This is a genomic window from Dictyobacter sp. Z7_2 (assembly GCF_057551105.1).
Genome location: NZ_BAAJPE010000002.1, coordinates 3,486,886 through 3,513,027, shown reverse-complemented (window position 1 = coordinate 3,513,027; position 26,142 = coordinate 3,486,886). Strand labels below are relative to the sequence as shown.

The following is a 26,142-nucleotide window of genomic DNA, read 5'->3' as shown; positions in this document are numbered from 1 at the left end:
GGTCAGCGGGGCACGCCGAGATCCTACCGTCTCTTACGAGTTACAGGAACATCGCACGCGAGCGCTCGACCTGATTGTCTTGGTGCAAAAAAAGAACTGCACCCATTTTGTGGAGAGGATCGACAGGCAAAGATCTGTCACATAGCATATGCAAGAAAAAGCAGCCGTGATCATCGTAGCAGCCGGGGCCAGCCGGCGCATGGGTCGCGATAAACTCTGGATACCTCTGGCGGGACGCATCACGCTCGCTCGCACAATCGATGCATTCCAACATTCATCTCTGATCGAGAGCATCGTGATCGTCACCAGCGCTGAGCGGCTAACAGATACGCAAGAGCTCTGCGCTCAAGAAGGCTGGGATAAGGTGGATGCCGTCATCCTGGGAGGAGCACGGCGACAAGATTCTGTACGCGAGGGGCTAGACTTTCTGGCTAGCTGTGCGCACCCCTGTCAGTGGGTGATGATACATGATGGGGCACGTCCATTTGTCACAGCGACAATCATAGCTGCGGGCCTACACGCCGCGCTGGAACATCAGGCAGCCATTGCGGCCGTCCCTGTCAAGGATACGATCAAGCAAGTCCAAAACGAGATGATTATCGCGACTCCCGACCGTGCACTTCTCTGGACAATCCAGACGCCACAGGTCTTCGCCTTTGATCTCATTCATCAGGCCCATCACTCCCCACAGGCAGAGGAGGATGCAACTGATGACTCCCTGCTACTCGAACGTCTGGGACATCAGGTAGCCATCTTTACGGGCTCTTATATGAACATTAAAATCACAACGCAGGAAGATCTACTCTTCGCTGAAGTCTGCTTAAAAGGATAATAATTATGACTATACGCATTGGTTCAGGTTACGATGTCCATGCACTCGTTCAAAAACGTCCACTGGTGCTCGGCGGCGTCACGATTCCGTATCAGTACGGCCTCGCCGGCCATTCAGATGCCGATGCCGTGATCCATGCCATCGTCGACGCGCTACTCGGGGCGGCCGCGCTGGGAGATATTGGACAGCACTTCCCATCAGACGATCTGCGCTGGAAAGATCAACCTGGCAGCGTCTTCCTGATCTACACGCTTGACCTACTCCAGCGACATCAGTGGACGATCGGAAACATCGACGCCACCATCGTCGCCGAACGTCCCAAGATGGCTCCCCACATCCAGGGCATGCGCGAAAATCTGGCCAAACACCTGCAACTTGAGATTGAGCAGGTCAGCATCAAAGCTACTACCACCGATAAGCTGGGCTTCACCGGTCGTCGTGAGGGGATCGCTTGCTACGCCGTCGCTTTACTCGAAAAAAAGTAGCGTTTTTCAAGCAAATTCTTTATAGAGATCGTCAGTATGCGCAGCCATGATAAAATCGTTGCGATGCAGGCCATGGATCTTATGAGTCCACCAGGCAACTCCCACTGATCCCCATTCGGTCAGGATCGCTGGATGATGACCTTCGGCTTCGGCGATCTCTCCAACTTTGTTGGTAAAGGCGAGAGCCGTGACAAAATCTTTGAACTTATAGACATGCTCCAGGCGCTTGACGTTATCGCGCTCCAGGATCACCCAATCGGGGATCTGCTTCTGAAATTCGACCGTTTCTTCCTCGGTCACTGTCGGCGCTCCGACGCGACATACTTCGCACTTCATCTGTGTCAATTCTTCCATGTTTATGCCTCCAGTAGCAGTAGTGGCACTAGCAGTCAGTCTTAAGAGGTAAAAAAGGTAGCGAGAAATGATACGACCAGATATCAGCTCGATTAGCTATTATTGGGAACCGTTTTCGCGGATGGCACAGGATTAACACTCTGGTTATCCACAGCGGCAGTTTTAGCTCCGTTATCGTTTGAAGAGACGATCATATTTAAAGCCTGTTGCGAATTGGTAGGTACCTTCGTCAAGGCATTATGCACACTTGAGACATCCTCATGTGCCATAAACTTATCTTTCGCGTTCTTGACTCCACCAGTAGTTTTTCCCGCATGACGTGCTAGCGATTGTAGCGTCTTGGGGCCGAATAAGGCCAGCACAATGCCAGCAATCACAATGATATCTAAGATACGCATAAAATACTCCTTTAGAGCGAGGCATCAGCGCCGAATATTCTTTGCAATTTACTCTTCTTATTCTACCACAGCTACGTCGATTTATATCTCTGTGCAGGCAAAAGCCACAAGCAGAATAATATATCATAGCCAACGTGCCCAAAATTCTGCCAAAAAGCTGTTCTTTCTGATAAGAATAAACGTTCGATGGTGAAGGAGCGACCTAACGTATCCGTTGACATGTTCCCCAGAGATGCCACGGAAAGTGAGCCGATCCTTCGCCAGCATGCGATGTTTATCGCACTCGGATATTCCCCCACCTCACGCTGAGTGCGCTGGTCACATCTCCCCCAAGATAGTGATCAGCTTCTTTTTTTATAATATGCTACCTGTGATACGTACGAAAAAGCCAGGAAGAATACCAATTCAGGCTATTTTGCATCTTTGGAGCAAGCCACTAACACAGGCCATGGTATGATAAAGGCAAGAATATTTTTATAAAAGCATAAAGTGAGCTTAGACGGAATGCAACATCCAGCTAATTTAAATAATAAAAGCAATGGTGGAAATTCACAAGTTCAATCTATCATTATTACAGCAATCACCCTCTTTGCGCTGGCAGGTGCCATCCTGGGCTTCTCCGTGGGAGCATTAACGCATCATGGAGCGCCCCCCTCCCAGGCCAACAATAACACAAATAAGTCTAATGGTACAAAATCCACGCAGCCGGCGGTAGCCAAAACACCGACGGTCAACAATACTCCAACAGAAACAGCCGTACCACTAGGTTGCCCTGCTCCTGGTATGGGCACTCCCCTGGGCGGCGATTTCACATATACCTTTACGTTGCAAGTGATGGATAAAACAGGTGCAACAGGCACTGGGTGCAGTCCTGGCCTTGAAAAGCCGCTTACGAATAATGGAGTGACCTGTCGCATCTGGCTGGCAAAAGCAGGCTCGAACGGTCCAGAGATTGATGCCAGTGATGAGGCAGAGTTTCAAAAAATTGCCACCGTTATACAGCCATTACCCCATGAAGTTGTGAACGGGCTCATCTTTGATACAGCCACTCCGCAAACGCAGCCCTGCAAAAATGGACTGGGCACATGGAATATCAAATTAGCTACAAGCCTGGCAAAAGGTCATTACTACATAGTAGCTCTGACCTCAAACGGCACATTCTATAACTGGAGCTGGTCGGCAATATTAACCGTTTAAGCAGTAAAAGAAACAGCCAGGAATAATCTCACCCAGAGTAACAGAACTCCAAAGATGTGGAGGAGACAAGCGATAAAAAGTAGAGCACTATTCAGAACAAGTTAAGAAGAAAGTTTAGGCGGGATGCAATATACACCTGAATCCAAACACAATAATAGTGGAATTCCACAAGTTCAATCTATCATTATCACTGCGATAACTCTCTTTGCACTGGCAGGAGCTATCCTGGGCTTCTCCGTGGGAGCATTGACACACCATCCAACAGCGAACTCACCAGCAACAAATAGTTCAAAGTCAAACACTTCCGCAAACAAAAACACCAGGACAGCAGTAGCCACCTCCCCAACACCAATACCATCGCCAACTGCGCCAGCCCAAAAACTGGATGGTCCTGCCATGGGTACAAGTACATTGCTAACGGGTAATTACAAAAATATTTTTACCCTTCAGGCGCTCTACCTTGGAAGTAAAGCTCTTGTAAAAACTAATGGAGTAACATGTCGCATCTGGATTACCCGCTCGAATCCGACCAAGCTGACCAATTCGGCAAGTTTCAAAAAGGCGGCCAGCAATATCGCCAACCTGACACAAACGGTCCCCAATGAAGTCGCGGGCGGACTCCAGTTTGATAGTGCAACCCCACAAACGCAGCCCTGCAAAAATGGATTGGGCACATGGAACGTAAACTTTTCTGAGACATTATCGAAGGGAACCTACTACGTCGTTGGGCTGACAGATTGGAATGGAACGTTTTATAATTGGAGCTGGATACAGTACAATTTCTAAACCAGGTTTGCAGCAGATAAACAATAAGAGGAGCAACCATCCTTCCGGAGAAGCGATCATGCGATGCAACATAAGCTTGCGTCATCGCTTCCCGGCAAGAGATAAGATGCAAAAATGTACAATCAACCCGACAGGGAAAAGTCATCAGGCTTGCTCACCGATCTCCTGTAGAATTCCGAGCATCAGAGCGGCAAACTTCGTACGCACAGCATCGGCGGTGGACAATACTTCCGCATGATTAACCTCTGCTGTTTCATTGCCTGTGGCCATATTGGTGATCAGGCTACAGCCAAGCACGCGCATCCCCATCTGACGAGCCACAATCACCTCTGGCACGGTCGACATCCCAACCGCATCGGTACCAATCATACGCAAGAAGGTAAGCTCCGCAGAAGTTTCATAGCTGGGACCTACCAGCATACTATAGATACCTTCGTGCAGCGTCACGTCAGGATGCCTTTTGGCAACTGAGTGCGCGAGGGCGCGCAATCCTGCATCATACGATCTGGCGACAGCAGGAAAACGCGCTCCCAGCCGCTCATCATGAGGTCCTACCAGCGGACTGGCTCCAGTCATCCCCGGCAGATAGATATGGTCCCGTAAGAGCATAAATTCCCCCGGACGATACGCTGGATTGACTCCACCGGCGGCGTTGCTGACGATCAATGTCTCGGCTCCCAGCAGACGCATCACACGTACCGGCAAGGTCGTCAGCTGCGCAGCATGACCCTCGTACATATGAAAGCGTCCCTGCATCACCACCACGGGTATCCCTTGCAACGTACCCAGCAACAAACGTCCGGCATGCCCAACCACCGTTGACTGCATAAAATGAGGGATCTCTGTATACGGAAGCGCAACAGCGTCTCTAACTTCTGCCGCCAGATCACCCAGGCCGGAGCCCAGAATGATCGCCACTGACGGCTTGAGAGCGCTCTTCGCCTGAATGGTCTGCACCGCTTCAACAACCTGATCATAAAGCATAATTTGTCTCCTTCTGTCTTTTCAGAAACGCCACGCTTGCTTGTGGTCTGCAAGAAAGTTTAGCACATAGGAGGTCCTGCACCCATGACACAAAAGCCTGCCAGATGGCACTTTGTCAAAAGTCATCGCGCCGATGTTGCATTAGAGACGCGCATCCCAATAGGGTGAGACGCTCACCGACGTAGCGGCGCGGCTCCGCCGTGCTGTCTGTGACTCGTCCGACCACGCTCCTCATGAAGTTCCATTGCGTGATCTTTCCACTGCGAATCGTCTCGTTTGCGTTGCTTTCAGATGCAGGTGGGACGTTTTCGGACGAGTCACAGACAGCACGGCGGAGCCGCGCCGCTACGCATGCTTGCTTGATCACATCGGGGAAAGTTCTCCTTTCCCCAGATCTATATCTGTTCGGCTTCAACCAGTTGGCAATACAGCTGGGTGGTTGAAATATGCGCATGCCCCAATAGCTCTTGTACCGAGCCCAGGTCCATGCCGCTATTGAGCATCAGGATGGCAAAGGAGTGGCGCAGGCGGTGCGGCGTGAGATCGTCGATGCCGGCGCGATGCGCGTATCCCTTGATGATGAGCCAGAAGCCTTGACGCGTCAGACGCTCGCCGTGATGATTGAGGAATAGGGCTTGTTCGCCTGTATAGCGCAGCAAACGTGGACGTCCATGCAGCATATAGTTGTCCATCGCATCTACGGCGACGGATGTGAGCGGCAACGATCGCTCACGCCTGACGCTCCCCCGCATGCTGACACATTGCAAGTTGGCATTGGCTGCCTGGAAATGATCGGTATCGAGCGAGACCAATTCAGATGTGCGGATGCCCGTGGCATAGAGTAATTTGATCATCGCCAGATCGCGGATACCAATGGGGGTGTCGACCTCAATGCGACTGAAAAGATCATAGATCGCATCGGGACTCAATACTTGAGGCAACTCTCTTTCAAAGGAGGGCAGAGCTAATCCGACCGCCGGATCAAACAGGAGGATCTTCTTTTGATACATGTAGCGAAAAAAGGATTTTACGGCCGCCAGTTTCCGCGCAATCGTCGTCGGTCGATACACATGTCCTTCACGCATCTCGCGAATATACTCATCTAAGTGATCGTGCGTGACATAAAGCCAATCGGTCATGCCGAGAGCGAGCATATAATTACATAACTGCCCTAAATCGTTGCGGTACGCCATCATCGTATTGCGACTTCCACCACTACGATCAACCTCTCCATTCGCGAGAGAAACAACGAAATCATCAACAGCACCTTGCAACAGCATACACATTCCACCTCTATTCAATTACAATTCTCTCCTACCGCCCAATTTAGCAATTCAGTACCGCCATTATAATCTATACGGGCATAAGAGGCAAAGCATCTAGTACCTCCTGCCAGATAAAGGCACGGAAAAGGTCTGGCACGTCACGCGAGAGAAGGTCTGGATGAACATGATCCACGAGGAAACACTGTGCTCCTGTAAGTGCTATAATACAGTAACGTTCACTTTACCTCGCGCTGAGCGCATAGAGTCGCGTGACGAGAACAATTAGAGAGTTTATCTAGACACTCTATAAGCACAGATCACCTCCATAGGGGTTTTTCTACACACATACGCGAGTCGGTAGCAGCAAGCTCGATTTATGATAAGGAGTAAGACGAATGGCTAAACTGCAAGATATGTTTTCGCAGGCACGCCGAGCACAAAGTAATGGTGGCATGGGTTTCCTGGGGAAAAATAGAAGTGAGACCAAACCCCGCTCAGCCGCTATTGTGGTCGAATTTGACAAAGTTACAGCTGGAAACACTGAAGCAGCCTTAAAGGCTGGTGCCGATGGTATCCTCTTCAATTGGGAAGGTGGCGATACGGCACAACTCGAAACGCTCAAGGCGGAAGCCGAGGCAGCCAAAGCTCATAGCGAAAATGCAGTCACCGGTCTAAAAATCACAGGTGGCGCGGACAAGCTGACAGCAGAGACCTTAAAAAGCATCAAAGAGCAAGGCATCCAATACATCATCTTACCGTTTACCGCCCCCGCCCGTTTACTGGCGCAGGAGACGAAAGATCTGGAAAAAGTCATCGTTGTCCCGATGCGTAAAGAGGAAAGCTATCCTCTCTACATCCGCAACCTGACCGCATTCGATAACATCGCAGCCGTTCTGCTCGACTTCGGTCTGGGCGACAAGGTCGGCAAGATGACCATCGAGGAGATCCTCGATTATCGCGCCGTACGAGAAGCAGTGCGCTTTCCAGCCTTCATCAACGTAAGCAACACGGTGAGCGAATCCGATGCCTATACCATCAACACCCTGGGCATCCAGGCAGTCGTGCTCAGTGCAAAAGATGTCGAAGAGAAGACGATCGAGCAGATCAAAGACCTGCGTACATTGCTGGCCAAAGTACACGAAGACGAGAATGCGAAAGATGCTCCTTCCCTCCCAGGAACGAGTAAAAAGTAGTTTTCTCCGCCAGAAAAAGAAGGAGCGTATCGCCGTGTCGATACGCTCCTTTTCCATATAGGCATATAGTTATGCACTCAAACATCTTCTTTACTGCTCTCGACCTGCGGAACAGGTATGCGAGGAGTGGTCTGCCAGTAGAGCTGGCGGCGCGGGATACGCCGTAAGAGGCCACGTGTCTGCTGCCAGATATGATCGGGATTGTCATTATTGCGCCAATAAAAATAAGCAGCAATTTCATCGGGCTCAGCGCTCAGAAGTCCAGAGAAGGCAGGCTCCAGAAATTCCTCATCGGCTTCACTCAGATTAAAATTTTGCAGCCAGAGTTGACTACGCTTCCCATTGCGCTTCGTCGCTTCAACCAATTGTTGTCCCCATGTCTCGACCATCGAGACATCCGAGCCCAACAATTGCCAGAAGAGATGGCAACCAACGGTATCCAGGGTGGGAATAATGGCCAGCTCCTCAATCAGGCTCAGGTCCTGAGGTAGGAGAACAATCGTCGTCTTGACCTGATCATTGACGCGTTTGACGCAAGAAAACAATTCATTAAAAAAATCAATCATTGAACGACGACGGAAATGTTGCAAATCGGTAATATCAGGACAAAGCGCTCGACAGACAGAGCAAAAACAGGTGACATCTGGCACACGAGGCTCGTCAATCAAAATTCCATCAAAGGCATACGTTTTTAAATAATATTCTATCTCGTTGAAGAGCCAGGATCGGAATGCCTCATGATTAAAACACGTCATTTCGTGAGCACGACCATGGCGATCTTTGACCAGGGATTCCGCGTGACGGAAGGTATACCAACTGGGCATGTAGCTGGGACCAGCAAAGAGGTTCCCAAAACGACCCAGACTCAAATATACTTTTAAACCCGCCTCGTGCGCCAGACGCAAACCGCGCTCTATATCACGAGGCCAGCGCTGCTCTTCCTGTTCATGCAGCGCATAAACGATATTATTTGCACCAGAACTACGGATCTGCTCAAAATCGCGCTTAACCATATCCTGACGAAATAAAGGGTGGAAATATGCAATTGTGATATCCATCTTACCTACCCCTGAGGCCGCAAAAGTAAACAGCGGAGGAATTTGTACAATATTTTACCCACACACATTCTTCACAGTATAACATGATAGCTAAAAATAGCCTAAATATAGGGAGCTTTAGGCTATATATAGATATCCAAAATATTCTATTTTTAAAGTAAAAATTACTACCCATCATCACAAATGAACGGAGCGTCGCAAGCTTTTAGCACAACTATTTGACCTATTGGCTAGCGCTGGATACCAATTATCTTGACAATTCCCCCTTTTCTGGGCACAATGCACGTATGAGTCAACCAACGCACATCAGACACAACTTTCCTGCGGGCAAAATGCGTTTTGTCCAGTCGTACGCCAAGATCAATCTGACCCTGGATGTACTAAAAAAGCGAGCGGACGGCTATCATGAACTGATAACCATCATGCAAACCATCGATCTCTATGACACCATTTGTTTAACCACAACAGATGAGGATAGTGTCAGCATGATCTGCAACCAATCGGCGCTGAGTACCCATGATAATCTGGCGGTACGAGCAGCCGAGGCTATCCGTCAGAAGCTGGGACTGACCCAGGGACTGAGCATCGAGCTCAACAAGCGTATACCTGTAGCTGCTGGCCTGGGAGGCGGTAGCAGTAACGCGGCGGCGGTCTTGATAGCGCTCCAGCAATGGTGGCAACTCCCGCTCTCGCTGACCGATCTCTGGGAGATTGCGGCAGCGCTTGGTTCAGATATCCCATTTTTTCTCAACGGCGGCCTGGCACTCTGCACAGGACGAGGTGAACGCATCACGCCACTGGCATCACACTGGCCTGCCTCAATGCGCTGGCTCCTACTGCTAAAACCAGCCATCGGCGTATCAACGGCCAACGTTTTTCGCCAGCTGAGCGCCAGCGATTATGCAGATGGTACTCAGAGCCAAAAAGTACAGGCGGCGCTACAGACAAGCAGCGCGCTACGACCAGATGATCTGTCGAATAGCCTGGAAAGAGGTGTGCTGGAGCAATACGCCGAAGTCGCGCAAGCGCAAAAAGATCTCTTACAGGCGGGAGCAAGCAATGTACGGCTCTCCGGGAGTGGTCCAACACTCTTCTCAGTCTTTGACAATCTCGCAGACGCCGCGCAAGTCCAGAGCCGTCTGCGCGAGCAGGGATATGAGGTCTATGTAACACAGCCAATCAATCCATCAGGAGAGCAGATAGATTTTTTCGTATAAACACATAGAATGGACGTTTTCTTGTGTGAACTGGTCTCCGGGCACAGACCACAATACTTTTCAGATAAGTATATGGCTCAACTGAAGAGAGCGAGCCAGCCGACGTAGCGCCGTGGTCTTGTGCCCGGCGGACTCGTGACGTACGGAACGTTCACTTTTGTCACTCAATATCGAAAAGATAGGTAATTATTGTTCATAGATCCTTATAGCGGGCGTTTTCGTGCGTGAACTGGCCGCCGGGCACAAGACCACGGCGCTACGTCGGCAAGCATTTGCTCCTGGAGCAAAGAGATATGATGCTTGAAGGTAGCAAAAATGCGTGTCTTGGTCAGATATTGAATCAGGAGGATTAATACTCTGCGTCAACAAATTATTACAACCATCTGTACAGCCCTGCGCCTGCCGTTCGCGCTGCTCGATATACTGCTCAGGCCCTGGACCAGGCAAGCAAGAAGACATCCACGCTCGATTATGCTGGTTAAGCCTTGCTGTATCGGTGATCTGATTATGACTACTCCCCTGCTTGAAGTGATCAAGCAAAATTATCCTGATGCCAAAATCACCTATGTGACGGGAACATGGTCGAAAGCGATTGCCGAACATCATCCGGCGGTCGATAACATCATCGATTGTGGCAGCGTGGGCATCCCTGGACGCTATAAGATGAATGACTATCTGAAATTAGCACGGCAGTTACGCTCTCAACACTACGATCTGGCTTTTGTGCTCGATCGCTCACCTATGTTGACTCTGCTGCCGTGGCTGGCCGGTGTGGCGCGTCGCGTTGGTCCCGATAGTCTGGGACGCGGCTTCTCGCTCACCGATCGCGTGAAGGTCTCTGCCGATCCAACACAACTTCAGCATCAGGCGGAGATCTATCTCGATCTGGCACGAGCCATCGGCCTGCATGTCGACCATCCCCACATGCACTTTATCCCGACAGAGCAGGAACGTCAGAGCATATATCCCGCCAACGGCAAACAGGTCGCGGTCTTTGTGGGCGGGGGGAGTAATCCTGGGATGGATCTGACCTCCAAGCGTTGGCCGATCGCACGCTATCGAGAATTGACAAGCAGGCTGGTCCGTGAACTGGGGATGCAGGTCTTGCTGATCGGCGGCGAGAGCGATATGGCTTTGAATCAGCAGTTACTCGACGGCATCGATGTGCCAGACGGCACCGTGATCAATCTGGCTGGCAAGACAAGCTTTGGACAGACTGCAGCTCAAATCGAAGCCTGCATCCTCTTCATTGGAAACGACAGCAGTCCAATGCATCTGGCAGCAGCCGTAGGCACACCAGTCATCGCCATCTTCGGGCCTACCAGTCCTACGGAATACGGACCCTATCCTCTTGATGATCCACGGCATATCGCGATCTGGAATCATCCCACCGGACAACCATGCTTCTTCCTGGGAAAGATGCAAGCCTGTGCCAACTGCACCTGCATGCAGTCAGTAACGGTTGATAATGTCTGGGATGCCGTGCTGAAGCTGATCGGTCATACAGACACACAAGAGGTGCATGCATGAAGCGTTTGCTTAGATCATTGATCCTGACATTCGTCCGTCTCTATGGAGCAAATCGCGCTCGGTCTGCCACGAAAAAGAGCATCCCAGGATCACATACAGCGCCACGCATCCTACTTGTACGGCCTGACCATCTGGGAGATATGATCCTGGTGACTCCAATCCTCCAGGCTATCAAGCAACAGATACCCAACGCTCAGATCACAATGATGGTCGGTCCATGGTCACGAGAGATCATCGCCAGGCATCCAGATGTTCATCAGATCATTACTTGTCCCTTCCCCGGCTTCCAACGTGCCTCGCAGAAAGCGCTTGAGCCGTATACATTGCTCTTCAGTACAGCCAGACAACTGCGTAGCGCTCAATATGATCTGGCGATCAATCTACGTCCCGATTTCTGGTGGGGTGCAGCATTACTCTATCTGGCCGCCATCCCCCAACGTATCGGCTATGCCACCGAGCTCACCAGCGCATTTCTCACGCAAGCACTTCCATTCCCAGCGGCGGAGCATGCAACCGTGTCCAACCTGCGTCTGGCGAGCGCGGGCATACAAGCCCTGGGAGCTGTAGCTCTGACAGAGCCATACACGCCCTCCTTATATCCACTGTATTTCAAGCCACAACCAGCTGAGCAAGCATGGGTCGAGGCACGTTTGCACGAAGCCGGAGTCCCTGATGAGATGCCTCTGGTGGTGATTCATCCAGGCACTGGCGGAGCCGTGAAACTGTGGAGAGTAGATGGTTGGGCACATATTGCGCAAGAGTTCTCAAGTAACAAGCTCCTCTCCGCACCAGCACAGATCATCCTCACGGGAAGCAAGTCTGAGCAACCAATGTTGGAAGAGATCGCACAACATATCTCTCAGCAGAGCTCCCAAACGCCTCTGATGATGTCCGATATGACCGTCGGGCAATTAGCCGCGTTGCTGGCACGTGCTGATCTCGTGCTCGGCGTCGATAATGGACCATTGCATATCGCCGCGGCCCAGAGCACGCCCTCGCTGCGTCTCTTTGGACCAACCGATCCTCACATCTTTGGTCCCTGGGGAGATCCTGAGAAGCAAAGAGTCCTCGCAGCGACCATCCCTTGTCCTGGATGTCCAGTGATTCCCTGCGGTCGCCTGGATTTCTCAGCCGCAGAGCTACCTGACCATCCCTGTGTACGCCGTATTTCTGAGCAGCAGGTCGAACAAGAAATACAAAAGGTGCTGGTAAGCACTCCGACGCGACCAACAATGAGTAGTGAGTGAGTAGCACTTGCGCTCGTAAAAAGAAGAGTCCATAACTACCGTTTGATTGCAACTTCATGCTCCGCCTCCTATAATGACAGGGAGAAATCTCCTATGAATCAATCAGGGATAAAAATATGGCACGAGCATTACCAATATACAATAGAGACGACTATGGTTATCCGCCACCACCGACTGTACGCAAAAGGGTGCGGAACACCATGGTGCGTTTCAGTAAAAAGACACTTCTAACTATCATTTATCTATTTATGAGCGGGTTTGGCACGCTATTACGGAGTCAACGTGCTGGAAAAAAGTATCCAGAGCTGAATCCGCAAAATTTTCAGCCCAAACGTATCCTGATCATTCGCATGGATCTGATTGGAGATCTGGTCTTATCTCTACCCATCGTACGCATCCTCACACGAACGTATCCACAGGCCGAGATCGACATATTGGCCCTACCATCCAGCGCCAAAGTGATTGCCAGCGATCCAGATATACATACCATCATCACCTATGATCCCAATATCTGGCGACGTCCGCAGAGCCTGTTAAAAGTGGGAAATTGGCGGACGGCACGCAAAGTCTATCGACAGCTCCACGACAGGAAATATGATCTGGCAATCAGCGTCTTCGGTCCCTGGGCGGCCATCCTGGCAGTCTTTAGTGGAGCTCAACGACGTCTCGGCTACGAAAAAGAGAGCTATCCAGGTCTGATGACCGATAATGTGGCAGGACAACACTGGGCTCCCCATGACTATCTGCATGAGGTCGATTATTGCGTTCAGCTGGCACAGGCCGCAGGAGCAACTATCGAGCCCACGGACCGCATCCCGGTGCTTCATGTGGGAGCACAAGCCCGCCAGGAGATCGAACTCCTGCTGCAACATGAGGGGATATCTCATGAAGCGACCTTAATCGCCTGCCACGTCAGCGCAAATAATGGACAATCCAAGCGCTGGCCGCTTCCATATTGGGCCACGCTGCTCGATCGTTTGATCCATGAGACACAGGCAACCATTCTTTTTACAGGCGCACCAGACGATCAGCCATTGATCGCCGCCATCAACGCACGTATGCACGAAAAGGCCATTAATCTGGCCGGAAAAACCAGTCTGACACAGCTAGCCGCGCTCTTACAACGCGTCGATCTGCTACTGACAGGCGATAGTGGACCAATGCATATCGCAGGCGCAGTGCAAACCGATCTGATCGCCATTCATGGACCAACCGATCCACGCTTGAGCGGTCCAGTCAGTCCACAGGCAACGATCCTACGCGACACAATCTGGTGTAGTCCCTGCTATCAAGCCAAAGGACTCCCAGCGGACTGCCGCTTCTATACGACCCAATGTATGAAAAACATCTCACCCGATCAGGTATTCAAAGCGGTACAGAACAAACTCCAGCAGCAGCACGTACTCCCTACAGCAGTGAAGCAGGTAGCAGCAGAAGGATTGTCGCATGAGCAAGATCTTTCATAGTCTTTCAGAACCAGGATTGCTGGCAGCAGTAGAAGGTAACTTTGCCGAAGAGATGGCCTGTTTTGGTCGCAGCTTAGCAGGTAGTATGCTCCATCAAGATGATGAATTGACCTGGTTTCTCACTGGCCCAACGGGTCCCAATGGTATTTTGCTCACAAATTTCACACACGATGAGCAGGATTATATAGATAATCGCATTGAAGAAACGCTCAACCTGTTCAGGTCGCATCAGGTACGCGAGATCGGCTGGCGTATTGGTCCAACCTCGAATCCACCCGACCTGGCCAACTATCTAGAAATCCATAATCTCAGCCATAAAGCCACCACCACCTGCATGATTATGAAGGTCACAGACACCTTCATCGCATCTCCACAAAACGAGAGCATCGAGATTAAGGAAGTCCTTACAAGTGACGAGCTCTTGCTAAAATGCAGCATTGAAAGAATCGGCTTCGATGCGACGGAGCGCGTCGCTCAAGATTATTATCAGACATATATGCAGAGTGGCTTTGGTCATGATGCACACTGGCATCACTATATCGGCTGGCAAGATGGTCAGGCAGTCACGGTGGCTGCCGTTCTTTTACATCAAGGAGTGGCTGGCATATACGGCGTCGCAACACTACCTCATGCACGGAAAAAAGGGGCGGCTACCACTATAATCCACCATATCCTGCGCGAAATAGCCAGACATGGGTACGCCCTTGTCACTCTCTCACCGACAGAAATGAGCGACGCACTCTATCGACGTCTCGGCTTTCAAGATTATTGTCAATTACACCATTATAGATTAGCGTTTGCGTCAGCAGATGCTTGAGAAATAAAAGCAATGCAGCACAACATACAGAGAAAACTACCTCCGAATGCGCATATACTGCTTGTCAAGATGGCAGGCATAGGCGATCTGCTCCTGGCCACACCAGCGATACAGGCGCTCCGTGACACCTATCCGGAGGCGCAGATCGATCTGCTTGTCACGCCCGACTCCGCAGGACTACTCAACGGCTGGAGAGCCATCGACAACATCATCGTGCTCGACAAATACCTCTTTGACCGTCCACAGCAGATCATCAAGCGACCTCAAACGCTCCTACGGCTCAAAGAGCTCTGGCAGACACTCAGAGCTGGACATTACGACGCGGTACTGCTCTTGCATCATCTGACGCTTCCCTTCGGACGTCTCAAGCATCAGTTGCTGATGCGTGCCACGGGTGCGCGATGGCGCGTCGGTCTGGATAATGGTCACGGCTGGTTCCTCAATGTACGCGTCAAGGATAGAGGCTTTGGAGCCATGCATGAAGCAGATTATGCGTTGGCAATCGCCGAGGCTGTGGGAGCAGTCGTCAAGGACAAACATCTGATCCTACCCCTGAGCGACACAGAACGCCAACAGGCACGACAGATCGTCTTTGGCAGCGATAACACGCACGAGCCCATTGCTCGCCCGCTGATCGCTCTCCATCCGGGGAGCGGTGGTTATAGTATCGCTCGACGCTGGGCCCCCGAGCGTTTTGCACAGCTGGCCGATACGCTCTATCGTGACTTCGGAGGTCAAGTGATCATACTGGGCGGTCCTGAGGAAAAAGAATTGCACCAGACGATCATCAGTCAGGTCAGGTCAGAGGTTCCCATACGCAGTCTGGCGGGGAAAGGCAGCATCAAAACGACTGCTGCGGTCCTGGAACTCGTGGATGTGTTTGTGGGCAACGATGCAGGCGTGATGCATCTGGCAGCCGCGGTGGGAGCTCCGACCGTGGCTATTTTCAGTCTCTCAAACGCAGAGGCCTGGGGACCCTATACCGGCGATCCAAACAGCAAACGCGCCTCCATTGTACGCCTCGATCTGCCCTGTATGCCCTGCTTCTATAGCGGCCATCTGCTGGGGACGCCAGAGGGATGCTCCACCCATGATTGCATCACACAGCTCCAGGTGGATCCAGTCGCCATAGCCGCTCGCAAAATGCTGCGGGATGTCAGCAACTATAAGCGTCTCACAGTTAATGAGCATCGTCTATAACTCAAAGCAGAACCACATGGCTCAGCGCGATGAAAAAAGATCATCACCGTCCGGCAAGCTGAGCCTCCTGCGGCGACGTCAGTTGGAGCAATTTTCTCTCAGTCTCGGCTTCTGCTGCGGTAAAAATGAGCATCTGGAGATCGCGTGCATCGGCAACTTGAAATGTACTTGTTTGAAGGATCAGCCTCCCAAGCGAAGGATGATTCAGTTCTTTTAGCCCTGTATACATTGACTGGATGTCGTGTTGCGGCCACCATGCTCGAAATTCTGGGCTCGTTTGCTGAAGCTCCGCAACCAGAGCTTTGAACCATGGCTCTCTAACATAACGATCGGTACTCGCACGAAACATGGCCAATATCATCCGCGACTCTTTTTCCCAGTCTTTGAATGATGTCCTCTGCGCAGGATGGAGAAACATGGCCCGCAGTATATTAGGCTCATGAATATGAAGCCTATTAAAGTCGAAAAAAACGTGGAGCATAGCCTGATTCCAGCCAACTATATCCCAGCGAGGATTTATTACGTAGGCAGGATTATTGTGCATCGTGTCTAGCACAGCCTGCAATTGAGAACTGATCGTGCTCGCTAATGGATATGAAGAGGCAGGCACCTGCTCTCGCGCCAGCACAAAGAGATGGTTTCTCTCATCTGCATTCAGATCAAATACCCTGGCCAGACTCTCTAGAACTTGCGGAGAAACGACAATATCCTGTCCTTGCTCTAATCTGGTATACCACGTCACGCCAATCCCAGCCAATTGTGCCAATTCCTCCCTGCGCAATCCTGGTGTGCGCCGTCGCGAACCAACCGGCAATCCCGCCAGTTCTGGCGAGAGCCGCTCTCGTCGTGTGCGTAAGAATTGCGCCAGTTCCTGACGTCGTTTGTTCTCGTTCATCGCTCCCTCTTTCCCTATCTAGCCTGACAGTTTTTATCCCTGGATAAGCTAAGTACTGGCTCGAAATCAAAAAGGACTGCATAATTCTATCACACGAGATCATAGCATCGAGACAAATGAAAAACGTGTGCACATAAAGAATACAAGTTATATCAGAGCGATAATTCACAGGAGATCAGCATGAAACACCGCACACTTGGTCAACAGGGACTTGATGTCTCAGCCCTCGGTCTGGGCACGATGGGCATGACAATGGCCTACGGACCCAGCGATAATGAGCAGAGCATTGCCACAATCCGCCACGCATACGAACTCGGCGTGACGCTCTTTGACACGGCCGAACTCTATGGTATGGGAGCGGGATCAAACGAGTTGCTCCTCGGTCAAGCCATCAAGGATTTCCGCGACAAAGTGGTAATAGCCACCAAATTCGGATTCGACCTGTCCGATCCACAGAAAATCGGTATAGCGACGGACAGCCGACCATCACATATCCGCGAGGTCACAGAGAACAGCCTGCGCTACCTAAAAACAGGCTATATCGACGTGCTCTATCAGCACCGCGTCGATCCGAACGTACCAATCGAGGATGTAGCTGGCACGGTCAAAGAGCTCATCAACGAGGGCAAGGTGCGCTTCTTCGGGCTCAGTGAGGCCGGACCAGATATTATCCGACGAGCCCATGCAGTACAGCCAGTCTCCGTGCTACAGACAGAATACTCAATCTTCGAACGCGACGTCGAGCCAGATATCTTACCCGTGATCCGCGAGTTGGGCATCGGCTTTGTCCCCTACTCTCCACTGGGACGGGGCTTTCTCACATCCACCGTCAAGCCAGGAAACGAATATCCCGAAGGCGATATGCGTACCTTCGACGAGCGCTGGCAAGGGGAAAACTACAAAGCAAACGTCCAGGCCATAGGACAACTCAAGGAGCTCGCAGCATCCAAAGGTATCACAGTAACGCAATTAGCACTCGCATGGCTGCTCGCACAGGGGCCGGATATTGTGCCGATTCCTGGAACGCGCAGCCCTATCAGATTGGAGGAAAATGTGGCGGCGGCGGACGTCATACTCAATCAGGCTGATCTCGACCGCATACACCAAATCTTACCTCACGGAGCATTTGGTAGTCGATATCCAGCCGTTATGATGCCTCAATGGTAATGGGCAAACCAACAAAATGGGAGAATAATGGGAGAATCGGCATTCCCCCAAAAGATCAAGCAAGTTATTAAATAACCCAATACATTACGAAAGCGTGGGAGTTAACGAAGTTTGTTGTGCCGGACGGCTGATCGGGCGACTGAAATTACCGATCTCGACGTCCGGCAGTTCTTGCTTCAGGATATCGATCAGCTTACGCATGCCCAGCGCCTTACCCATCGTATTGAAGTCCGGCATACGCGGCAGGAAGACTTCAGGATCAATATTGAGGTTACGCAGTTGGATCAATTTCAAGTGGGTATCGCGCACAAAGGTCAACAATGCCTCAACTTCGCGTTCACGATCGATCAGGCCGGGATAGCAGAGCAAGTTGATAGAGCTGTACACGCCTGCGTCGTGAGCAAGTCGCAACGATTCTTTGACGTTCTCAAAAGTATAGCCCAGAGGACGATAGTAAGCATCATAGGTCTCTGTATGACCAGAGATCGTGCTCACCCGGATAGTGTCAAGACCGGCGTCGTAGAGATGCTGAACCCAGCGCGGATTGCTGCCATTGGTGTTGATATTAATCACGCCGCGCTCGGTCTTGAGGCGCAAAGCCTTGATGGCTTTGGCGATCCTCGGCCATTGGAGGAGCGGCTCACCTTCACAACCCTGACCAAAGCTTACAATCGCATCCTCGGCCTTTTCCAGATGTCCGATCGCCGCTTCAACGATCTCCTCAACCGAAGGCACAAAGGTTAAACGATCCTGAGGCGAGATCAGATCCTCTTCTTCCTGCTTGGAGATGCATCCAACGCAGCGTGCGTTACAGCTCGGAGAGACCGCAATCGCCATCTCCCAACGCTCGAAGAACAAGTTACTGGCCGTGGGACAGGAATAGTCCAGGGCACAATGCGCATGCTGTCCGATGATACGATTTTCTGGATAGGCTTCCTGCTTCGCACGCACCAGACGCTCTAATTTCTGTGGCGGAAACGAGCGCGGATGCCATTTACGCATCTCATCCGTCTTCACAGCTGCGACATACAGCTTGCCATTCATACCAGCCACAGCGCTATACCCAAAGAAAGGTAACGGCTCCGTATCAGGCACCTTTTCGTAGGCCGGCAATAAGGTGCGCGTATAACCAATCGGCAAAAGAGCAGCCACCGCCCAGCCTCGCGATGCGGGCAGGATCTGTCGCTGTCCCGAACGCTTCTGCCCAACAGCCAGACGATCTGGCATCATGGAAAGAGTCACCCCATCGGGGAGCGGAATCAGATCGCTCGCTTTTAAAGGATGATCTCCAAAAGAAAGCGCCTGTAAGCGTGTGTCTTCGAGGATCTCGCCCTCTGGTGTTACATAGAGTAGATATGGAGTCGCCATGTTTGTCCTTATTAATTTCCCTTATGATCTGCTTTGAATATTTTTGTTGCCGGCTATCGTCGGATCGATCGCTCGCGAAAAGATTTTTAGTGCAAGTGCATCGGAGGTGGGGTCGCAGGAATGCTTGGGCTCGTTGGCCGATCTTCGGTCAGGTCCTCGTCAAAAATACGCGGGAAGGCACCGGTAATGGTAGTTGCCTGCTGCGTCGAGATGCGTTGCTCCAGCGTGCCAACATCCTCATAGACAAAGCTTAAGACAATATGTTGACCGCGAACACTCTGACTCATATGCCGAATGCGTGGGTGTTCCTCATCCATCCAGGCATTGATGATAGCCTCTAGTGCGGACATACTTCCTCCACAGATAGCGCTATCAAAGCCCTTAAACCTGTACAAATTTCTATCCTTTCGGCTGAATGCAAAAATAGCACACCCACCAGACAATCAGAAATAGCATCCTTTATGACCGAAAAGTATTGTATCATTCTATTACAAATTTTGCTATACCCGACACCGAAAACGTCCCGATTTATCCAGCTTCTGCACGCTAATATTTGTCAATACAGGTAGAGACGAAGGACTATTCAATGCCACAGGACTATCCTATACTGGAGTTCGATAGCAATCCACACGCGCTTTTAGAACCTCACAGCCTTGTGCAAAAAATCGATATCCCCAGGCATGCTGTGATCTGTTTCTTTCAAGATGTCATCACCCAACTAGTTCACAAGCATCAGGCACGGATCATCCATCGCCTGCGCAGCGAACTTGGACCTCATCCCATCTACGAAATAGAGATAGATGGACAACGACTGGCAGTAGCGCATCCTGGCGTAGGAGCTCCACTGGCAGCCGGCATCCTGGAAGAAACCATTGCACTTGGGGCGACCAAATTTGTGGCCTGCGGGGGCGCGGGCGTACTCGATAATACGCTGGCGGTCGGTCATGTGATTGTTCCAATCAGCGCGATCAGGGATGAGGGAACATCCTACCATTATTTACCACCGGGCAGGGAAGTAATGGCGAGTCAGCGCGGGGTCGATGCAATAGAGCAGGTGCTTCAGAAGCACAACTGCGAATATGTGCGCGGAAAAACATGGACGACTGATGCTATCTATCGTGAAACCCCACTGAAAGTAAAACAACGTCGAGAGGAAGGCTGTCTGGCAGTTGATATGGAGGCTGCGGCCTTTTTCGCCGTCGCGCAATTTCGTCATGTCGAGTTCGCACAGATCTTGTATGGAGGCGACGATGTCGGCAGCGAAACCTGGAGTTCTCGCAACTGGATCACTCAGACCTCCGTGCGCGAAAAGCTCTTCTGGCTGGCAGCCGAGGCATGCCTGCAATTGTAGATATGTCCTAGCGCCGTGGTCCAGCCAACCCGGATGATCCTGCGCAATTCGCTTGATCGCGATGTGTCAGGCATCTAGGCCAGCCGACGTAGCGGCGTCGGCTTGACCACAATACACTTCAGTCAGCCAATAGCTCTCTTGGCATCAGGCGCAAATGCTCGCCAACGTAGCGCCGTGGTCTTGTGCCCGGCGACCAGTTCACTACATATACACAATTGCCTGTATTTTTGGACAAGAATACCAGGCAGAACGATCATACGATGAAAATCTTTCTCCTCTTTCGACATTGAGTAACAAAATTGAACGTTACGTACGTGAACTGGTCGCCGGGCACAAGACCACGGCGCTACGTCTGCTTGCTTGACCTCTTCAGTGGAGCCATATGCTTATCTAAAGTCGAAAACAACCCCTTCCAGTACTCCTACATATTTGAGAGCCCTTCTATACTAAAATAGAGCTAACAAGCAAGCAAATATCCATTAACGCTTCTTGTATAAAGAAACTCTTGCTATTTGTATTCCTGAATTTTCCCTCTATGGAAAAGAAAGATGAAAGCAGTGTCTGATCCCAGCATAAAAAAATATAAGGCAGCATCAAGGTTCAGCCTATCCATTCTAAGCAGAGTGATACGCGGATTTTGTCTGACTCTCATGCTTCTGAGCAACCTCACGACAATACTCGCTCCAAGAATGCCTGCACAGGCACACTCCACCAAACAACAACACGCAGCATTATCTTCAACTCCTTATCTCATCGATGGCGTTGTATTTGATGACTATAATCAAAATGGGACTCAAAATATTCATGAACCGGGCATTAATGGCGTTGTTGTTACAGCCTCTGATGTCAACAATCGAGTCGTGAGTAGAACCACCAGCACAACTATCGCCCATATCCCTGGTCAATACGCGATTGTCATTCCTGCTGGTACAGGTCCGGTGCGCGTACAGTTTAGTAACTTTGGAAGCTTCTCGACGGTGCCTGCCTTGATTGGATATTATCCATCAGTGCATGGAGCAACGGATGGTACCACGGTAGCGTTTGTGGATGGTCTACAGGCGATCAATACGGTCAATTTGGGCATTGAGCGTCCAAGCGAGTACAGCCAGCCCAATCCGAACATGGCCACATCCAATTACATTCAGGGAGATCAGACACAGCGTAACTCGGTACTTGTACGCTTCCCATATGATTCAATCCAAACGGCCCCCTATACGACGCTGGCCAATGCCTCACAATTAGGAACAACCTGGGGGCTGGCATATCGAAACAGCAGCGATAGCTTATTTGCAGCGACTTATACTAAACAGTTGGCAGCATATAAACCCGGTGGTAATCCTGGTAGTATCTATCTGATTTCTGGAGCCGACAGCACAACGCCAGCAGTGGAGACAGCACCATTGATTACATTGAATGCAGGAGCCGATCCACACGATCCTGCGGGCAACTATCTGCCAGATTATTCTGCCTATGATGCTGTTGGCAAGGTGGGCATCGGTGGACTAGCGATGTCAGAAGATAATTCAATTTTATATGCGGTCAACCTGTTTGACCGTCAGCTCTACAGCATTCCACTTGGTACTTCTCCTACTGCGATTACAGTGGGTACTCCGCATGGCATCACAATTCCTCAAGCGGCCGATTGTCCGGACGCGAATATAAATTTTCGTCCCTTTGCCGTGACCGCTCACGATAATCTCATCTATGTAGGAGCCGTCTGCTCAGCAGAGACAACACAGCAGAAAACGGATCTTCATGCCTACGTCTTTGCGTACTCTCCCACGATTCATAAGTTCAATCCTACGCCCGTCTTCGAGATCACAAACCTAGCCTATCCCCGCCTCTGTTACGATGGCGCTCGTTTTGCAAATTGCCACCAATTTCACCCTGCAAATTGGCTACCATGGGAGTATAACCATACTATTTCTTATCCAAGGTTTGGACATTCCGGCTATCCAATGCCAATGTTGACGGCACTTACGTTTGACAATGGCAACCTGATACTTGGTCTACGTGACCGCATCGGCGATGAAGGTGGATACAATCTTCCCTTTAATCTCGGGATCAATGCTCGGACCGCTGGCGATCTCTTGCGAGCGTGCTTGAATACGCCGGGGGATCTTGCTAGCGGTTGGACACTTGAAAGCGATGCTACATGCGGGAGCATTACCACAAATGGAACAAATAATGCAGGTGGTCCTGGTAGTGGTGAATATTATTATCAGCAGCAGAACACTGTACCTCCGTTGCTCGACGCCATCTTTCTCGCTCACGATTATATAAGTTTAGGTGGAGCGGTACAGATACCCGGCTTTCCAGGCGTGATGAATACCGTTTATGATCCTCTGAGTGGATACTTTGCCGGTGGAACACGCGTTTATAATAATGCTACTGGAGCGATTGAGCTGTTAAACGGAAATGCCATGGCCTACGAGATTTATAGCAATTTAGAACCAGGCAGATTTGGGAAAGCGAATGGTACAGGCTCCTTAGTCGCCCTCACTGAGCCCGCACCGCTTGAGATTGGTAATCGTGTCTGGATGGATAACAACGGCAATGGCATTCAGGACCCTGGTGAACCGATTATTGCAGGCGCAACAATACACCTCTATGCTGCCGATGGGACCACTTCACTTGGCACAACCATCACGGATCAGCACGGAAACTACTACTTTAACGCATCCAACGTGACAGAAAATGGTACTGCCGGGATTGCTCCTTATGTAGCTCACGTTATAAAGCTGGATAATCCAGCCGATTACGCCGCCAATGGAGCAATGGCTGGACTTCAACTCACGGCGGCCATGCAAGGAAACAATGCAAGCATTAATTCCAAAGGCATACTGCCAATCGCTGATCAACCTCTTGGCAACGGTAACTATCCACAGATCGCAATTGAGGCACTCTCGCCTGGTCAAAATGATCACACCTTCGATGTTGGTTTTGCCCATAAGCCCAGTATGTCTTTAATCAAGATCATAACTGGTAGCAACTATCACATAGGCCAGAACGTCAACTATATCCTGACGACCCATAACAGAGAGGCCGCACATGGACCGGTCGTAGCAGGAAATCCTATTACAGTGATCGATACGCTCCCAATAGGCTTAACCAATCTGACTGTTTCTGAAAATGGCTGGAACGTGACGCTCAGCAGTAAGATCAGTCCAGCCACGCTAATTGCGACCTATACCGGAGCCTATCCGATCGAGCCCGGAAATTCCCTGCCACCAATTTCCCTGACAGGCAAGCTGACACAACATGCGGTACCTGATTTTGTTAACACAGCCACCCTGCTGACACCAAATGATAGTACGACAGCCAGTAATATTGGATATGCAGCAATCAATGTCTCGCCGATACCGGTACCTATCACACCGATACCAGAAGCAACGATCACACCACTATCCACGCCGATACCAGAATCAACAGCCGTACCACTTTCCACCCCCGTACCGCCGCTAATAGCAACGATCATAGCATTGGAACACAACTATCAGTTACATGATCCGCGCCATCAGCCACATACCCCGCACGATCAGCCTATCAATAATCCTCAAAACCATCCATGCACCCAGCAACAGGATGATCAATGCGGAAACTATCATCATCACCATCATGCATGCAAACAGCAACAGGATGATCAATGTAAGGACAACCATCATCAGCATAACCAGCATCGACAGAGAAAGTAGATCAATATGAAAGCCAAAAGATCCAGTGCGGCTCATCTTTTGAACTGCACTGGATCTTCTCATCATTGCGATCAGTAGCTTGTAGACAATAAATTACTATTGATGAGAAACCACAGGGTGAATATCAGCGCCGCTACGGCGCAGTTCATCGAAAAAGCGAGGATAACTTTTGGCGATATGTTCAACGCCAGTCAGGGTCAGACCGCGACGGCTACGCAGGCCCACAATTGTCAGAGCCATCAGAACGCGATGATCATTGTGTCCATCAACGGTCACGCCACCTTCAATCCCTTGCGGTTGCCCCTGAATGATAATCGCATCCTGCTGTGGCTCGACATCGCATCCCAGCTTACGCAACTCGGCACAGAGGTCGTTGATGCGATCGGACTCTTTATAGTGCAGGCTTTCAATGTTGTAAATGATACTCTCCCCTTCGGCAAAACAGGCAACCGCAACGAGAGCCGGAATACAGTCAATAATTGGATCGCCATCCAGGGAGAAGCCCTGCACGCGACGTCCACCTCGTAACGTGATATTTTCGCCATCGATATGGAGATCCGCGCCCATCTGCTGAAAGACGTGGAGTAACGGCTCGCCGACTTCATCGCCCTGACGCAGGCGCGACAATCGCAGTTCGCTAGTCGGATCGTTAGAGACGGCGTAGGCTGCAAGAAGAGCCGCCGCTGATGGATAGTCACCCGGGATATGATAGGTGCGTGGCTGATATTGCTGTCCAGCTGCAATACTGAAATGCTGCAAGCCATCATCATAGAGAACAGTGATCCCCGCTTCGTGCAAGACATCAAGCGTGGCATACACCAGCGGCTGAGACTTCAGGCCATCGACCACATCAATCTCCAGACCAGCAGGCAGCAGAGGAGCAAGAAAGAGTAAAGCACTCAAATATTGCGAGCTACGTGCCCCTGAAATAGTAACATGGCCACCATGAATCTGCTCCCCATGCAGTGTGATCGGCAAGTATCCCTCAGGCCCTGTTGCTTCACAAACGACGCCTAAAGTCGTCAGAGCTTCCAGTAACTCACGGTTAGGACGCTTGCCTAAAGACTCGGGATGATCAGTGACAAACGTTACATCGGGTAAAACGGCACCCAGACCAAGCAGCAAGCGCAATACAGCTCCAGCGTTCCCAACGTCGATAGTGACAGGACCAGCGCTCCGAGGATATCCTACTCCGCGCACGATGAGAATACTTTTTTGCTCATCTTCCCAGGTTAATTCGGCTCCAAGAGCGCGGCAGCCTCGAAAAAGAGCATCACTATCATCACTAAAGGCTGGCAGGATAATGCGGCTCTCCCCCTGAGCCAGGGTCGCAGCCAATACATAGCGCAAGGTGTAGTATTTGGAGGATGGTACTTCTGGTTGTGCAGGTAGCAGGGTTGATGGCGCAATAAACAACTTTTGTACTACAGGCTCGACAAGTTTATTATTCATTCATTCTTTCCACAAAGTTAAAATTTCTTGAGCCTCTCCGTCAGACAATGCAAGTGCAAGTGTATCAATGGCCAAATTCGGCGATTACAACTATCAGATCAGACAATGCAAGGACACAAGAACCGCAAATTGATAAGTGATTATAGTAACACGTCATACTAATAGCTCATGTAAGGAGCTTAATT

Annotated in this window: 25 protein-coding genes; 14 read left to right on the top strand and 11 right to left on the bottom strand. The window is 50.7% G+C overall.

What is annotated here, in order from left to right:
* Positions 1 to 148 precede the first annotated feature (148 nt).
* Both ispD and ispF read left to right on the top strand, forming a co-directional pair.
* Complete coding sequence (gene ispD, locus AC27N8_RS28275) at positions 149 to 832, top strand: 2-C-methyl-D-erythritol 4-phosphate cytidylyltransferase (protein WP_487071738.1); 684 nt, start codon at positions 149 to 151, stop codon at positions 830 to 832.
* 5 nt (positions 833 to 837) lie between these two features.
* A complete protein-coding gene (gene ispF / locus AC27N8_RS28270) occupies positions 838 to 1,317 on the top strand; it encodes a 2-C-methyl-D-erythritol 2,4-cyclodiphosphate synthase (RefSeq protein ID WP_487071736.1) in 480 nt (159 codons plus the stop codon).
* A gap of 6 nt (positions 1,318 to 1,323) precedes the next feature.
* Here the strand turns inward: ispF and AC27N8_RS28265 are convergent, their stop codons facing one another.
* Positions 1,324 to 1,671: a 4a-hydroxytetrahydrobiopterin dehydratase gene (locus tag AC27N8_RS28265; protein WP_487071734.1), complete on the bottom strand. Its 348-nt coding sequence runs from the start codon at positions 1,669 to 1,671 to the stop codon at positions 1,324 to 1,326.
* A gap of 92 nt (positions 1,672 to 1,763) precedes the next feature.
* Complete coding sequence (locus AC27N8_RS28260; RefSeq protein WP_487071732.1) at positions 1,764 to 2,069, bottom strand: Sec-independent protein translocase subunit TatA/TatB; 306 nt, start codon at positions 2,067 to 2,069, stop codon at positions 1,764 to 1,766.
* Between the two features lie 504 nt (positions 2,070 to 2,573).
* Here AC27N8_RS28260 and AC27N8_RS28255 point away from each other — a divergent pair.
* On the top strand, positions 2,574 to 3,266 hold the full coding sequence (locus AC27N8_RS28255; protein ID WP_487071730.1) for a hypothetical protein: 693 nt from the start codon (positions 2,574 to 2,576) through the stop codon (positions 3,264 to 3,266).
* A 123-nt stretch (positions 3,267 to 3,389) separates the two neighbouring features.
* A complete protein-coding gene (locus AC27N8_RS28250; RefSeq protein WP_487071728.1) occupies positions 3,390 to 4,052 on the top strand; it encodes a hypothetical protein in 663 nt (220 codons plus the stop codon).
* A gap of 144 nt (positions 4,053 to 4,196) precedes the next feature.
* Here the strand turns inward: AC27N8_RS28250 and AC27N8_RS28245 are convergent, their stop codons facing one another.
* The 3 genes from AC27N8_RS28245 to AC27N8_RS28235 all read right to left on the bottom strand — a co-directional run bounded on the left by AC27N8_RS28245 (position 4,197) and on the right by AC27N8_RS28235 (position 6,316).
* Positions 4,197 to 5,036 carry a purine-nucleoside phosphorylase gene (locus AC27N8_RS28245; RefSeq protein ID WP_487071726.1) on the bottom strand — a complete coding sequence of 280 codons (840 nt, stop codon included), beginning with the start codon at positions 5,034 to 5,036 and terminating at the stop codon, positions 4,197 to 4,199.
* Between the two features lie 115 nt (positions 5,037 to 5,151).
* Positions 5,152 to 5,403 carry a hypothetical protein gene (locus AC27N8_RS28240; RefSeq protein ID WP_487071724.1) on the bottom strand — a complete coding sequence of 84 codons (252 nt, stop codon included), beginning with the start codon at positions 5,401 to 5,403 and terminating at the stop codon, positions 5,152 to 5,154.
* Positions 5,404 to 5,431: 28 nt separating this feature from the next.
* Positions 5,432 to 6,316 carry a tyrosine-type recombinase/integrase gene (locus AC27N8_RS28235; protein WP_487071722.1) on the bottom strand — a complete coding sequence of 295 codons (885 nt, stop codon included), beginning with the start codon at positions 6,314 to 6,316 and terminating at the stop codon, positions 5,432 to 5,434.
* A 380-nt stretch (positions 6,317 to 6,696) separates the two neighbouring features.
* Here AC27N8_RS28235 and AC27N8_RS28230 point away from each other — a divergent pair, with 380 nt between their 5' ends.
* Positions 6,697 to 7,494, top strand: coding sequence for a hypothetical protein (locus tag AC27N8_RS28230; RefSeq protein ID WP_487071720.1), 798 nt, complete (start codon positions 6,697 to 6,699; stop codon positions 7,492 to 7,494).
* Positions 7,495 to 7,571: 77 nt separating this feature from the next.
* Here the strand turns inward: AC27N8_RS28230 and AC27N8_RS28225 are convergent, their stop codons facing one another.
* On the bottom strand, positions 7,572 to 8,552 hold the full coding sequence (locus AC27N8_RS28225; protein WP_487071718.1) for a hypothetical protein: 981 nt from the start codon (positions 8,550 to 8,552) through the stop codon (positions 7,572 to 7,574).
* Between the two features lie 287 nt (positions 8,553 to 8,839).
* On the opposite strand from AC27N8_RS28225, the gene ispE reads away from it, so the two are divergent.
* Entirely contained in the window at positions 8,840 to 9,769 is a 930-nt protein-coding gene (gene ispE / locus AC27N8_RS28220) for a 4-(cytidine 5'-diphospho)-2-C-methyl-D-erythritol kinase (RefSeq protein WP_487071716.1), read from the top strand.
* Positions 9,770 to 9,955: 186 nt separating this feature from the next.
* Here ispE and AC27N8_RS28215 read toward each other — a convergent pair whose 3' ends face one another.
* Complete coding sequence (locus AC27N8_RS28215; protein ID WP_487071714.1) at positions 9,956 to 10,309, bottom strand: hypothetical protein; 354 nt, start codon at positions 10,307 to 10,309, stop codon at positions 9,956 to 9,958.
* Between AC27N8_RS28215 and waaF (AC27N8_RS28210) the strand changes: the two genes are divergently transcribed.
* From waaF (AC27N8_RS28210) to AC27N8_RS28190, 5 genes are all read left to right on the top strand, one after another.
* Positions 10,277 to 11,299 carry a lipopolysaccharide heptosyltransferase II gene (gene waaF / locus AC27N8_RS28210; RefSeq protein ID WP_487071712.1) on the top strand — a complete coding sequence of 341 codons (1,023 nt, stop codon included), beginning with the start codon at positions 10,277 to 10,279 and terminating at the stop codon, positions 11,297 to 11,299. The genes AC27N8_RS28215 and waaF (AC27N8_RS28210) overlap by 33 nt on opposite strands.
* The gene (locus tag AC27N8_RS28205) at positions 11,296 to 12,546 is read left to right on the top strand and encodes a glycosyltransferase family 9 protein (RefSeq protein WP_487071710.1); all 1,251 of its coding nucleotides are present in this window, start codon (positions 11,296 to 11,298) and stop codon (positions 12,544 to 12,546) included. Before waaF (AC27N8_RS28210) ends, AC27N8_RS28205 begins: the two co-directional genes overlap by 4 nt.
* 116 nt (positions 12,547 to 12,662) lie before the next feature.
* Positions 12,663 to 14,012 (top strand): lipopolysaccharide heptosyltransferase II, encoded by a 1,350-nt coding sequence (waaF, locus tag AC27N8_RS28200; protein ID WP_487071708.1) that lies wholly within the window; start codon positions 12,663 to 12,665, stop codon positions 14,010 to 14,012.
* Complete coding sequence (locus tag AC27N8_RS28195; RefSeq protein WP_487071706.1) at positions 13,993 to 14,829, top strand: GNAT family N-acetyltransferase; 837 nt, start codon at positions 13,993 to 13,995, stop codon at positions 14,827 to 14,829. Before waaF (AC27N8_RS28200) ends, AC27N8_RS28195 begins: the two co-directional genes overlap by 20 nt.
* Positions 14,830 to 14,841: 12 nt before the next feature.
* A complete protein-coding gene (locus tag AC27N8_RS28190; RefSeq protein WP_487071704.1) occupies positions 14,842 to 16,029 on the top strand; it encodes a glycosyltransferase family 9 protein in 1,188 nt (395 codons plus the stop codon).
* Positions 16,030 to 16,072: 43 nt separating this feature from the next.
* Here AC27N8_RS28190 and AC27N8_RS28185 read toward each other — a convergent pair whose 3' ends face one another.
* A complete protein-coding gene (locus tag AC27N8_RS28185) occupies positions 16,073 to 16,924 on the bottom strand; it encodes a helix-turn-helix transcriptional regulator (protein ID WP_487071702.1) in 852 nt (283 codons plus the stop codon).
* Between the two features lie 180 nt (positions 16,925 to 17,104).
* Between AC27N8_RS28185 and AC27N8_RS28180 the strand changes: the two genes are divergently transcribed.
* Positions 17,105 to 18,091 (top strand): aldo/keto reductase, encoded by a 987-nt coding sequence (locus AC27N8_RS28180; RefSeq protein ID WP_487071700.1) that lies wholly within the window; start codon positions 17,105 to 17,107, stop codon positions 18,089 to 18,091.
* Positions 18,092 to 18,175: 84 nt separating this feature from the next.
* Here AC27N8_RS28180 and AC27N8_RS28175 read toward each other — a convergent pair whose 3' ends face one another.
* Positions 18,176 to 19,459, bottom strand: coding sequence for a radical SAM protein (locus AC27N8_RS28175; protein ID WP_487071698.1), 1,284 nt, complete (start codon positions 19,457 to 19,459; stop codon positions 18,176 to 18,178).
* An 86-nt stretch (positions 19,460 to 19,545) separates the two neighbouring features.
* Positions 19,546 to 19,809, bottom strand: coding sequence for a hypothetical protein (locus AC27N8_RS28170; protein WP_487071696.1), 264 nt, complete (start codon positions 19,807 to 19,809; stop codon positions 19,546 to 19,548).
* A gap of 236 nt (positions 19,810 to 20,045) precedes the next feature.
* On the opposite strand from AC27N8_RS28170, the gene AC27N8_RS28165 reads away from it, so the two are divergent.
* Together AC27N8_RS28165 and AC27N8_RS28160 are read left to right on the top strand one after the other, a co-directional pair.
* Entirely contained in the window at positions 20,046 to 20,810 is a 765-nt protein-coding gene (locus AC27N8_RS28165; RefSeq protein ID WP_487071694.1) for a nucleoside phosphorylase, read from the top strand.
* A 548-nt stretch (positions 20,811 to 21,358) separates the two neighbouring features.
* On the top strand, positions 21,359 to 24,505 hold the full coding sequence (locus tag AC27N8_RS28160; RefSeq protein ID WP_487071692.1) for an SdrD B-like domain-containing protein: 3,147 nt from the start codon (positions 21,359 to 21,361) through the stop codon (positions 24,503 to 24,505).
* A gap of 96 nt (positions 24,506 to 24,601) precedes the next feature.
* On the opposite strand, the gene aroA is transcribed toward AC27N8_RS28160, so the two are convergent.
* Positions 24,602 to 25,957 carry a 3-phosphoshikimate 1-carboxyvinyltransferase gene (aroA, locus tag AC27N8_RS28155; protein ID WP_487071690.1) on the bottom strand — a complete coding sequence of 452 codons (1,356 nt, stop codon included), beginning with the start codon at positions 25,955 to 25,957 and terminating at the stop codon, positions 24,602 to 24,604.
* Positions 25,958 to 26,142: the final 185 nt, after the last annotated feature.